This is a genomic window from Pusillimonas sp. SM2304 (genome assembly GCF_031628915.1).
Classification (GTDB): Bacteria; Pseudomonadota; Gammaproteobacteria; order Burkholderiales; family Burkholderiaceae_B; genus Pusillimonas_C.
The window spans coordinates 563,909-575,806 of sequence record NZ_JAVLUJ010000001.1 but is presented as its reverse complement, the minus strand read 5'-3'; the positions used below and the strand labels follow the sequence as shown (position 1 = coordinate 575,806).

Below are 11,898 nucleotides of genomic sequence, written 5' to 3'. Positions count from 1 at the left end.
CGACAGACATGGCATTTTTTCTTGAAACTCTGTTCGGCGGCCTGATGACGGGCATGCTGTATTCGCTGGTCGCGCTGGGCTTTGTGCTGATCTTCAAGGCGTCGGGCGTCTTCAATTTTGCGCAAGGCGCCATGGTGCTGATCGCGGCCCTGGCCATGGCGCGCCTGTCTGAATGGATACCCCGGTGGCTGGGCATTGAAAGCCTGATCCTGGCCAATGTGCTGGCCTTTATTGTCGGCGCGCTCTTCATGTGGCTGATCGCCGTGGTCATCGAGCGCTGGGTGCTGCGCTATCTGGTCAATCAGGAAGGCACGACCTTGCTGATGGCCACCATCGGCATCAGCTATTTCCTGGACGGCATGGGCCAGATGATTTTCGGCAGCAGCGTCTATTCCATTGACGTGGGCATGCCTAAAGATCCGGTCTTCATCCTGGACACGATGTTCGAAGGTGGCCTGCTGATCAGCCTGGAAGACCTGACCGCGGCCGGGGTGTCGGCGTTGCTGGTGGCTGTGCTGGCCTTTTTCTTTCAGTACACCTCGGTGGGGCGCGCCTTGCGTGCGGTGGCCGACGACCACCAGGCGGCGCAGTCCATCGGGATCCCCTTGAACCGGATCTGGGTCGTGGTATGGACGGTCGCCGGGCTGGTGGCGCTGGTGGCCGGCATTATCTGGGGGTCCAAGTTCGGCGTGCAGTTCACCCTGTCGACCGCCGCCCTGCGCGCGCTGCCGGTGGTGATCCTGGGCGGGCTCACGTCCGTGCCCGGGGCCATCATCGGCGGGCTGATCATCGGCGTCGGGGAAAAGCTGTCCGAAGTGTACCTGGGGCCTTATGTGGGGGGAGGGATCGAAATCTGGTTTGCCTACATGCTTGCCCTGGTGTTCCTGCTGTTTCGCCCGCAAGGTTTGTTCGGCGAAAAAATTATCGACCGCGTATAAGCGATAAGGGTACAGACGACTATGTTCTATCGTGAAAACGGCCAATTCAAAAGCACTTACCGGGCGGATCAGCAGATCTTCCCCATCCGGCAGGACCGGACCTTCATGCTGGGGCTGCTGCTTGCCGCCTTCGTGCTGGTGCCCCTGCTGGCGTCGAACTATTTCCTGCAGGCTATTTTTACCCCCTTCCTGATCCTGTCGCTGGCAGCGATCGGCCTGAATATCCTGGTGGGCTACTGCGGCCAGATATCCATTGGCTCGGGTGCATTCATGGCGGTGGGCGCCTACGCCGCCTGGAACTTCGGCGTGCGCATCCCGGCCACGCCGCTGGTCGTGCAGATTCTGCTGGGCGGGGTGTTTGCGACCCTGGTCGGCGTGGTGTTCGGCGTGCCCAGCCTGCGCATACGCGGCCTGTACCTGGCCGTGACCACGCTGGCTGCCCAGTTTTTTGTCGACTGGGCCTTCCTGCGCATTCCCTACTTCACCAATTACTCCTCGTCGGGCAACGTCTCGGTGCCGACCTTGTCGGCCTTCGGCCTGCCCGTGCAGACGCCGGTCCAGCGCTATCTGTTTGTGCTGGTTTTTGTCGTGGTCTTTGCGCTGCTTGCCAAGAATCTGGTGCGCGGGGCCATCGGGCGGCAATGGATGGCCATACGCGACATGGATGTGGCGGCTTCCGTGATCGGAATCCGGCCGGTCTACGCCAAGCTCACGGCGTTTGCCGTCAGCTCATTCATCATCGGCGTGGCCGGCGCGTTATGGGCGTATATCCATCTGGGTTCATGGGAGCCTTTGGCGTTCGACCTGAACCGTTCGCTGCAATTGCTGTTCATTGTCATTATCGGCGGGCTGGGGTCGATCGTGGGCAGCTTCTTCGGCGCGGCCTTCATGGTGCTGCTGCCGGTGCTGCTGACCAACGTCCCTCATCTGTTTGGCGTGTCCATTCCCATCGACGTGGCGTCGCACATCGAGCACATGGTCTTTGGCGCCCTGATTGTTTTCTTCCTGATCGTCGAGCCGCACGGACTGGCACGGCTATGGAGCATAGGCAAGGAAAAACTGCGTATCTGGCCTTTCCCGCATTAAGGGGGCAGGCCCTGGTTTTGGCAATACATCAGTAACCCGGCTGGCCTGTTCAGGCCATGCCGAAACACAAACGGTGCATTCAGACACCATCAGGAGGACTTGGAGATGAAGCGTTCATTTAAATTGGCTGCAGCTATGTTTGCGGTCGCGGGCACCCTGGCGGCCGCATCGCTGCCCGCCGCAGCCGCCGAAGAGCAGTTCATACCACTGCTGGCATACCGTACGGGTTCCTTCGCACCCCTGGGCATCCCATGGGCCGATGGCAAGATGGACTACCTGAAACTGGTCAACGAGCGCGACGGCGGCATCAACGGCGTCAAGATCGTCTACGAGGAATGCGAAACGGCCTACGCTACCGATCGCGGCGTCGAGTGCTACGAGCGCCTGAAGAACAAGCAGGGCGGCGCGTCCGGCTTCGATACGCAGTCCACGGGCATTACCTTTGCCTTGACCGACAAAGCCATTGTCGACGGCTTCTCTATCGAGACCATGGGCTATGGCTTGTCGCAGTCGGCCGACGGGTCCGTATTCAAGTGGAACTTCCCGCTGCTGGGCACTTACTGGACGGCGGCCGACGTCATGATCCAGGACATTGCCAAGAAGCTGGGCGGCGAAGACAAGCTCAAGGGCAAGAAGATCGCCCTGGTCTATCACGACTCGCCCTATGGCAAAGAGCCTATCGCGCTGCTGCAGCAACGCGCCAAGGCCAATGGTTTCGAGCTCCTGCTCTATCCGGTTACCGCGCCCGGCGTGCAGCAAAAGTCCACCTGGCTGCAGGTTCGCCAAAGCCGTCCCGACTATCTGCTGCTATGGAGCGCCGGCATCATGACGCCGACGGCAATACGCGAAGCGCAGGCGGTGGGCTATTCCCGCGACAAGATCTACGGCATCTGGTGGGCCAGCTCCGAGAACGACGTCCAGGATCTGGGCCAGGTGGCCAAAGGCTATAACGGCATCACGATCCATAACAGCGCCGACCATGGCCGCGTTCACGAAGACCTGAAAAAGCATGTCTACGACAAAGGCCAGGGCAGCGATTCCGACGGCAAGTATGTGGGCACCATCGCGCATACCCGCGGCATGATGATTTCCATGCTGCAGGTCGAGGCCATACGCACTGCGCAGGAAAAATACGGCAAGGGCAAGCACATGACGCCCGAGCAGGTGCGCTGGGGGTTCGAGAATCTGAACATCACCCAGGAGCGCCTGGAGGAATTGGGCTTCGCCGAGCTGATGAAACCCGTCAAGACCTCATGCAGCAATCACATGGGCGACGACTGGGCGCGCATCATCCAGTGGAACGGCTCCAAGTTCGACATCGTGTCCGATTGGTATCAGTCCGACAAGAAGTTCGTGGAGCCGCTGGTGAAGGATCTGGCCGCCAAGTATGCCTCCGAGAAGAAACTCGAAGTCCGTCAGTGCGAGGGCTAATGTAGTGCCTGGTTCCCGGCGGCGGCCACCAGGCGGCCGCCGGGGCAGGCGATTGCAGGAAACACACGTATGAATGCAACTGTTCAGGCTGAAACCCCGAATATCCTCCTTAATGTCAATGGCATCGAGGTGATCTACAACCACGTCATTCTGGTGCTCAAAGGGGTTTCGCTGTGCGTGCCCGAGGGCAAGATCGTGGCCTTGCTGGGGGCCAATGGGGCCGGTAAAACGACCACATTGCGGGCGGTGTCCAACCTGCTCAAGGCCGAGCGCGGCGACGTCACCAAGGGCAGCATCGACTATCGCGGCGAGCGTATCGAAAGGCTGACGCCCTCGGACCTGGTCAAGCGCGGCGTGGTGCAGGTGATGGAGGGGCGCCATTGCTTTGCCCACCTGACCATCGAAGAGAACCTGTTGACCGGGGCTTATACCCGCAAGATCAGCCGGGGCGACCTGAGCGCTTCGCTGGACAAGGTCTACCAGTATTTTCCGCGTTTAAAGCAGCGCCGCGGCAGCCAGGCAGGCTATACCTCGGGCGGCGAGCAGCAAATGACCGCCATCGGACGCGCCCTGATGGCCAGTCCCACCACGATTCTGCTTGATGAGCCTTCCATGGGGCTGGCGCCGCAGATTGTGGAAGAGATCTTTGAAATCGTGCGCGACTTGAACCAGCGTGAGCGCGTGAGCTTCCTGCTGGCTGAACAGAACACCAATATCGCGCTGCGCTATGCCGATTATGGCTACATCCTGGAAAACGGGCGCGTGATGATGGACGGCGAGGCCGGCGAACTGGCCGAAAACGAGGACGTTAAAGAGTTCTATCTAGGGGTGTCCAGCGGCGAGCGCAAAAGCTTTCGCGACACCAAATTCTATCGGCGACGCAAGCGCTGGCTGGCTTAGGCCGAGTTTCAGGCCTGGCGGCCTGACGGGATGACACCATGAGCAACTATTACGAAGATCGCGAAGCGGCAAGTGAAGCTGAACGCGAGCAGGATTTGCTGGCACGCCTGCCGGATGCGTTAAGGCGCGCCCGCGAGCGGGCGCCGGCCATTGCCCAGCAGTTGCAGGGACTGGACCCCGCAGCGGTCCACAGCCGCGGCGATCTGGAACAGATACCCGTGATCCGCAAAAGCGAACTGCTGCAGGCGCAGCTTGCCATGCGGCAAGGCAAGGCGGGGCAGGGGCTGTCCCCTGTCAGCCGGCTGTTTGGCGGGTTCTCCGCCATCGGCTGGGGCGAGGCCGCCCGGGTCTTCGCATCGCCCGGACCCATCTACGAGCCGGAAAGCCGGCGCAAGGATTACTGGGGGTTTGCCCGGTCGCTCTATGCGGCCGGCTTCCGGCCGGGCGAGCTGGTCTACAACTGCTTTTCGTATCACTTCACCCCGGCCGGTTCCATGATGGAAACCGCGGCGCACGCCCTGGGCTGCACGGTGTTTCCCGGCGGTGTCGGGCAAACCGAGCAGCAGGTACAGGCCATTGCCGATCTGGCGCCCACGGGATACACCGGCACGCCCAGCTTCCTGAAGATCATTCTGGAAAAAGCCGACGAAATGGGTGTGGCCTTGCCGTCGCTCAAGCGCGCCCTGTTTTCGGGCGAGGCGTTTCCGCCTTCTTTGTGCAAATGGTTCGCCGACCGCGGCATCGACGGCTATCAGGCCTACGGCAGCGCCGACCTGGGCATGATGGCCTACGAAACGCCGGCCCGGGAGGGCCTGGTGGTGAACGAAGACATCATTCTTGAAATCGTGCGTCCGGGCACGGGCCAGCCCGTAGCGGAAGGCGAGGTCGGGGAAGTGGTCGTCACCACGCTCAATCCTGATTACCCGCTGGTCCGCTTCGGCACCGGGGATTTGTCGGCGCTGATGCCGGGCCGCTCGCCTTGCGGCCGCAGCAATATGCGCATCCGGGGCTGGCTGGGACGGGCCGATCAGACCACCAAGGTCAGGGGCATGTTCGTGCATCCGGCGCAGGTGGCCAATGTACTGCAACGGCACCCCGAGGTACGGAAGGCCAGGCTGGTGGTCAGCGGCAAGGTGGGCAGCGACGTCATGGTGCTGAAGGCCGAACTGGCCCAGCATGACCAGGACACGCTGACGCGGCTGGCCGACTCGGTGCGCGAGCTGACCAAGCTGCGGGCCGACATCGAGCCCGTGACGCCGGGCAGCCTGCCCAATGACGGCAAGGTGATCGACGATATACGCAGTTACGAATAAGTTTATGTGTTTTACCTATGCTCGATTGCAGTAATATGCATTCAAACTGTTGTCGATACTAGGGGATATCCATGCGCAAGTTCAAGTATGTTGTCGGTGTTGCAGTCCTGATGTCGGGTGTTTCGGCGGCCCATGCCGATACGCTCGACGTGGTCAAGCAGCGTGGCGTAGTCCATTGCGGCGTCACGACGGGCTTTGCGGGCTTTTCGGCCCCCGACGCCAAGGGGGAATGGCAGGGGCTGGATATCGACCTGTGCCGCGCCGTGGCCGCCGCAACGCTGGGCGACGCAAAGAAATACAAAGCAGTGCCGCTGAACGCGCAACAACGCTTTACGGCGCTGCAGTCGGGCGAAATCGATCTGCTGGCCCGCAACACCACGGTGACGCAGCAGCGCGATACGGCCCTGGGGGCGATCTCGGCGGGGGTCAACTTCTATGACGGCCAGGGCTTCCTGGTGCAGAAGTCGCTGGGCGTGAACAGCGCCAAAGAACTGAACGGCGCGTCGGTCTGCATGCAGACCGGGACCTCGAACGAGAACACGATGGCCGACTGGGCGCGTGCGAACAAGGTCGATTACAAGCCTGTGGTCATTGAACAGTTCAACGAGGTCGTGAATGCGTTTGCGGCGGGCCGTTGCGATGTGTTCACGACCGATGCCTCGGGACTGGCGTCCATCCGCATTTCCAAGCTGTCCAATCCTGACGATTACCAGGTGTTGCCTGAAATCATTTCCAAAGAGCCGCTGGGGCCGTTCGTGCGCCAGGGCGACGACCGCTGGCTGAATGTGGTGAAGTGGACGCTGCAGGCGATGATAGGCGCCGAAGAACTGGGCATCACGTCGGACAACGTGGATGAGCAGTTGAAAAGCACGAACCCCAATGTGCTGCGCTTGCTGGGCGTAACCGAAGGGGCGGGCAAGAACCTGGGCGTGGACGAGAAGTGGGGCTATAACATCATCAAGCAGGTGGGTAATTACGGCGAGAGCTTCGAGCGCAATGTGGGGCAGGGCAGCCCGTTGAAGATACAGCGCGGCTTGAATGCGCAGTGGACCGATGGCGGGCTGATGTATGGGCTGCCGATTCGTTGATTGCTAGCGGGTTCTGATCGGGGGCTGGCGCGTGCTTGTGTTCTAAACGAGACGCCATGCCTGGCGCTGGATGCCGCGAGAGAATCGCACGATCCCGGCGTTGCCGGGATTGCCCGCCGGTCTGGGCCCTGCCGAGGCGGCCGCGAAACTCGCAACGTTGGCAGCCCCCCGGGCTGCCAACACCCTTGTTGCTCGATCAGTCGCGGCCTTGCCTCCTCGGCAGGGCCCAGACCGGCGGCGTGCTCAATCCTCGCTCTATCCAGCGCCAGGCATGGCGTCTTTAGAGTGGGTCAATGCGGATGGCGGTGGATGGCTGCTGAGGTTGCCGGCCTACGGGGGATGGATGAAAGTTCGACGGTTCAAGGTGGGGGACGAAGCCGCATTATTCAAGGTCTTTATATCGGCCATACACGACATCGCATCGCGCGACTACACTCTTGAACAAATAGCGGCTTGGGCGCCGACAGATACCGCCCCAGAAGTGTGGGCCGGCCGCATGAGGGGTTTGCGGCCTTTTGTTGTAGAAGTCGACGGCGGCATTGCCGGGTACGCCGACCTTCAGCCCAGTGGATACATCGATCATTTCTTTGTATCGGGAGCCTATCCGCGGCAAGGCATTGGCACCCTGCTGATGCATCGCATCCATGACGAAGCCAAGCTACTCGGGATTGGCGAACTGACGGCGGATGTAAGCAAGACCGCCGAGCCTTTCTTCCTGCGCCATGGCTTTGAAGTGGTGGCGCGAGGAGGTCCGATTCTGAGGGGCGTGGTGCTGGAAAATGCGTTGATGCGGAAGGGCTTGCTTCAGGGGGCATGATGCTCGGGTAATTCTAGGGTGGGTTTGGTCGTTTTTTTGGCTGAAATCGGCCAGAAGCGGCCCCTCGACTGGCAGGGGTCCGATAAATAGCTCGTTTCGTGCAGGAAAAAATGGAGCTCTGTTCTCTTCCCCTTTCGTTCCTCTGAGGGTTAGATAGACGCCACGCGAATACGGCTCAGATAGTGGGCGCGTCTGCAGGTCTTTGATTTCTAAAAATTTTAGATTTCTGATCTTGTGGGTTAGGTCGGAGCTGGAACGCTACCGTTATCCGTTAGCGTGCAATCCATCTAATCACTGTTACGTGAGCAAACCAATCGTGGTTAATAGACTATTACCAAAAACGTTTTCCACAGACTCGTTGACGAGACTTGCCGCTTTCAGCCCCACCCGACAATCCCCGCTCGGTAAGTTTTCATACAAAGCGAAATATCGGAGCAAAAATGACCGGAGTACCAGATCCATCCAAAAATTTTCCCCCATTGTATGAAGCACGGTCAGTACCTTTCGAAAAGCTGTCTGCCGATGACTTCGAAAAGTGCGTTTTTGGGTGTTTTCTCGCAATCGGGTCGCATCAAGGACTGCGTATCGATGGTCAGCCCGCTGGCAGCGGCGATGGAGGGTTCGACGCTTACGGAGTAGTAGTGGACTCAAACAGGAAGCTCTGCATCCAATGCAAGCGGCAGAAAACTAGTTTGGGGCTACCCCTGTTGGCGAAAGAGGTCGCAAAGGTGGCATTGACCACCCGCCTTGAGAACTCTGATGTGGGAGTTCATTTCTTCATCTGTACCGGTGGGGTGACTCAGGAGCTGCGTCGTCTACTCCGAGAGACAGACCGGATCGAGATCCTCAATGCAGCCCAATCGGTGATCCGCCGGGCTACAGAGGGTGAGCTGCACGCGCTGCGAGAACGTCTGATTCAGGCGGGAGAGGACGCCGAAGAGGTTGTTGGCTCGTACGTGCAAAGACTCGATAGACTTGTAGCGTGGGATATGGGGGAATTCGACGCTGCGCTTTCACCCGCTTGGGACTCAGCGTTCCAAGTTCTCGAACGCTACTTTAGGGTATCCACAGCCGTTCGAGAGCACCCCCGCGCCCTATTCGACCGCCAAGCCTATCAAGACATGAGCAGGAGCTTTACTAGTGTCATACAGCCCCAACTCGAGGAAAGCGAGTTACCCGTGGGGCTTGTTGAATTGTCGGGCGCTGATCCAGGACCTCAAGAAGCGGCCCAAAGGAAAAACCTTCTCACTGTGAAGTCGTTGGCCGCTCTCGCGCCTGGTGAAGCCGCGTTAGTCGTGGCCGAAGGAGGCGCTGGGAAAACCACTCTACTCGAGCTAGTCCGAGCGGAAGTTGCGCGGGATTCATCAAGCTCAAAGCTCGCCGTGCTCATCACCTGCGCGGAGTACATGCCTGGAGCCCTCGACACTGCGGTGCACGCGCAACTTGCTGTTAAAAGCGGTAGTTGGAGAATGCTCCCTGACCAGATCCAAATCCTCTGTGACGGAATCAACGAAGCTCCGCCAAGTGCAGTGAGAACACTTTTCGGCGAACTGAGACCATTGCTGAGGTCAAAAAGCATCTCATGCATCTTTACGTCACGCGAAGACAGTCGAGTGGTTCGCACCGTTCTACCGACTGTCCCATGCGCATCGCTCCGCCTCGCGCCACTCACTCCCGGCAGAGTTCGAGAACTTGCGCAACATGAGCTCGCGGACGAATCGGAGGTCTCCGTATTCACAGACGCCCACCGAGCAATGGCTACACGGACAGCGGGGCACTTCATGTGGACTCCTTTTGCGGTCCGGGTTGCTCTGAAGCGTTGGAAAGATTCACGGAGACTGGGGAACACATTAAGCGATCTATTGGATGCGATTGTTTCTGCGCGCGCCGAACGTGATCTTGAGATTCAGTCAGAAGACTCGTCGCCAGATCTGCCCAAGGCAAGTGTATTGGCATTAGCTTCGGCCATGGCCTTCGAGATGCTCGTCGTTGATGGTCAGGCTGCGTGCAGCGCCGACGCAATCGGAGCCACCCTCAAGCGGGCCATACGCTTATGTTCCAATGTTTACGGGGCAGATGGGCTGAATAGCAGTCAGTTCACCGGCTTGCTACAGAAGCATGACCTCGTGCAGCGAACTTCTGATGAGAGTTTCCGATGGAACCACCAGTTGGTGGCCGGAGCTCTTGCTGCGCGGCACCTTGCTTCCCAGTGGAGGCAGCACCTAAGCGCACTCCAGCAACCGCTGACAGATGATGCATGGGTGTTTGTGACTAGGCTTATTCCTAAGTCGGACTTGGACGAATACCTAGCTGAGCTCTTTCACGCAGACCTGATGCTCGGGGCTAGGGCGACAGAAGAGCTTTCAGTTGGTGAAAGAGACCGGAGCCTGCAACATATTTTCAAAGCGCTTCAACCAGGACAGCCTGAAGAACTTCAGGTAACGGGCTTCTTTGCCTTGGCCAGGGTGGGGACGCAACACGCGCTATCATTTCTCCGGGAAACTGCAGAAAGCCGGAGAAGCGAAAATAGTTTCCTGGCCGCACGAGCCTTGGCCTACTCCGGAGACCGGTTGTTCCTACTCGAGCTGGGAGCAAAAGTTGATAGGCACAGGCGGATGGGATGGATGATGTCTGGGGGTGAAATATCCGTTTGGGAGTCAGCTTCCCTCGCAGATCGAATCGCCATTGCCCGGGAGCGACTCACGTCAGTTGTGCCGGGGGAACCCGTGAACGAGTCGCTCAGCTTGCTCGGTTACGAGGCCTCACAGCAAGACATCCCTCTCCTCGAGATTCACTTGCGTGCCTCCAAGGATCTTACTGCGTGGGTCACTGCCCTGCGAGCGATTAAGAGCGGGAATCAGGATCGTGCCCAGTGTCTGCTCGAGGAAACGCTCTCGGAAGCAAGGGATAGCGCGACCAAGGCCGCGATCATGACGGCGGGGCACAGATTGGGATTGTCGGTAGATGTCGACGAAGCGTTTTCTGTTCTCATTGATCTATTCTCGGGAGAATCCGAGGATGATAACAATGTGGTTATTAGGAGCGACCTCATCGAGAAAGTCCTCGGGGAGCTGCCGCTCACTATGTCCATCCGTCGCGCAGTTGAAGGTCAACTTCCCACGAGCACGGGCTCGAAGAAATCCAGCCTTTGGCGGCTAGCTACTCGTATCGAAAGCAAAATGCTTGCGCTCGTCGCGCTAGATATGTTCGACAATGATTTAGAAAATGTAGGAATGGCGGCAAACTTTTTCGTTGCCCATCAAACGCTCCGCGACGAGCATCACGATGCACTTCAAGCAGCGATCGATCGATACCTGTCAGATAAAACGAACTGGTTTACTTTCAATTCTTGGCGAGTCTTGGCGCTTGCCGCGGAGCTTGAATTCACCGCGAAAACTGCGGAACTCCTACAAAGGATGATTCTCCGTCTCGCGGAGCTACGAGAACTAGTCGACGGCGGAACGATGCCAACATTCGATAAATCAGAAGAACATATCGCTCGAGACTTTACAATCGAATCTGCGAGGTTTCGCCTTCAGGATTACGCTCGTTATTTGGTCTCGGGAGCAGTGGGGGCGCATCGACTCATACCGTCCGGTGTGTTACTGGAATTCTTGCATTTCGAATTGGCAAGCTCTACTCCGGGCAAGGAAATAGTGAATGTCTACCGTGAGATGGATCCTAACTTACTTGACAGCGAGCTGGAAAAGGTACGCGACAAATGGGCCCAGCGCGCCAGTCTGGAAATGGTGTGTGAGTTTGGGTTGACCGATCGACGGCTGGAACTCCTGCGCACCCATTTAAGAGAGACCTATTGCCACCCAATGGGGCTGGGCTTTGTAAAAAGAGCGCTTGAGAAGTGCTGGAATTCCCATGCCTGCGCAATGGTTGTTGAAACTATCACAAATCTCGAAAACTGGCCGGAAAGCTGGCAACAGTTCTTCTCGGACTTTATTGATATGGTAAGGATGAGAGTAACGAGCGCTGACAGGAATCTCATCGAGCGGAACCTTGATTTGGCTAAAACGGCTTTCGCCCGAAGGGTGCTGCGAGTATGGCGGCAAGCGACTCTTGATTCTCGGGTAGGTTTGTCTCGTCTTGAGACGTAGGAAAATAGAGCAAATACAGGATACTGGTGCACGCTGGATGCGCACATAACAAACAGTTGCAGTAGATGCCAGCAAGCTGACACGGCTGAACACGGGCGTTATGTTCAATGAACCCATGGGGCCTGTTATCGGCCTAGTTCATTGCTCCGATGTCCGCTTTGGGTCGAGTTCGGCCATCCAAATTTAGCTGCAATCGGCCAGAGGCACGGATAGTTG

General features: G+C 58.5%; 8 protein-coding genes. All 8 read left to right on the top strand.

Annotation, left to right across the window (positions count from 1 at the left end):
* The first annotated feature begins 8 nt into the window (after positions 1-8).
* The 8 genes from RE432_RS02665 (at position 9) to RE432_RS02630 (ending at position 11,682) form a co-directional block, all read left to right on the top strand.
* Positions 9-938 (top strand): branched-chain amino acid ABC transporter permease, encoded by a 930-nt coding sequence (locus RE432_RS02665; RefSeq protein ID WP_310931668.1) that lies wholly within the window; start codon positions 9-11, stop codon positions 936-938.
* Positions 939-959: 21 nt separating this feature from the next.
* The gene (locus RE432_RS02660; protein ID WP_310931667.1) at positions 960-2,024 is read left to right on the top strand and encodes a branched-chain amino acid ABC transporter permease; all 1,065 of its coding nucleotides are present in this window, start codon (positions 960-962) and stop codon (positions 2,022-2,024) included.
* Between the two features lie 105 nt (positions 2,025-2,129).
* On the top strand, positions 2,130-3,455 hold the full coding sequence (locus RE432_RS02655) for an ABC transporter substrate-binding protein (protein ID WP_310931666.1): 1,326 nt from the start codon (positions 2,130-2,132) through the stop codon (positions 3,453-3,455).
* Positions 3,456-3,524: 69 nt separating this feature from the next.
* Positions 3,525-4,355: an ABC transporter ATP-binding protein gene (locus tag RE432_RS02650; RefSeq protein ID WP_310931665.1), complete on the top strand. Its 831-nt coding sequence runs from the start codon at positions 3,525-3,527 to the stop codon at positions 4,353-4,355.
* Between the two features lie 38 nt (positions 4,356-4,393).
* Positions 4,394-5,668, top strand: coding sequence for an AMP-binding protein (locus tag RE432_RS02645; protein ID WP_310931664.1), 1,275 nt, complete (start codon positions 4,394-4,396; stop codon positions 5,666-5,668).
* A 110-nt stretch (positions 5,669-5,778) separates the two neighbouring features.
* Positions 5,779-6,756, top strand: coding sequence for an amino acid ABC transporter substrate-binding protein (locus tag RE432_RS02640; protein WP_409079834.1), 978 nt, complete (start codon positions 5,779-5,781; stop codon positions 6,754-6,756).
* Between the two features lie 343 nt (positions 6,757-7,099).
* Entirely contained in the window at positions 7,100-7,573 is a 474-nt protein-coding gene (locus tag RE432_RS02635) for a GNAT family N-acetyltransferase (RefSeq protein ID WP_310933003.1), read from the top strand.
* A gap of 440 nt (positions 7,574-8,013) precedes the next feature.
* Complete coding sequence (locus RE432_RS02630; RefSeq protein ID WP_310931662.1) at positions 8,014-11,682, top strand: restriction endonuclease; 3,669 nt, start codon at positions 8,014-8,016, stop codon at positions 11,680-11,682.
* Positions 11,683-11,898: the final 216 nt, after the last annotated feature.

Excerpts from the sequence above, each read along its gene's own strand:
- RE432_RS02665 (WP_310931668.1), top strand. The coding sequence starts at position 9 with ATGGCATTTTTTCTTGAAACTCTGTTCGGCGGCCTGATGACGGGCATG.
- RE432_RS02660 (WP_310931667.1), top strand. The coding sequence starts at position 960 with ATGTTCTATCGTGAAAACGGCCAATTCAAAAGCACTTACCGGGCGGAT.
- RE432_RS02655 (WP_310931666.1), top strand. The coding sequence starts at position 2,130 with ATGAAGCGTTCATTTAAATTGGCTGCAGCTATGTTTGCGGTCGCGGGC.
- RE432_RS02650 (WP_310931665.1), top strand. The coding sequence starts at position 3,525 with ATGAATGCAACTGTTCAGGCTGAAACCCCGAATATCCTCCTTAATGTC.
- RE432_RS02645 (WP_310931664.1), top strand. The coding sequence starts at position 4,394 with ATGAGCAACTATTACGAAGATCGCGAAGCGGCAAGTGAAGCTGAACGC.
- RE432_RS02640 (WP_409079834.1), top strand. The coding sequence starts at position 5,779 with ATGTCGGGTGTTTCGGCGGCCCATGCCGATACGCTCGACGTGGTCAAG.
- RE432_RS02635 (WP_310933003.1), top strand. The coding sequence starts at position 7,100 with ATGAAAGTTCGACGGTTCAAGGTGGGGGACGAAGCCGCATTATTCAAG.
- RE432_RS02630 (WP_310931662.1), top strand. The coding sequence starts at position 8,014 with ATGACCGGAGTACCAGATCCATCCAAAAATTTTCCCCCATTGTATGAA.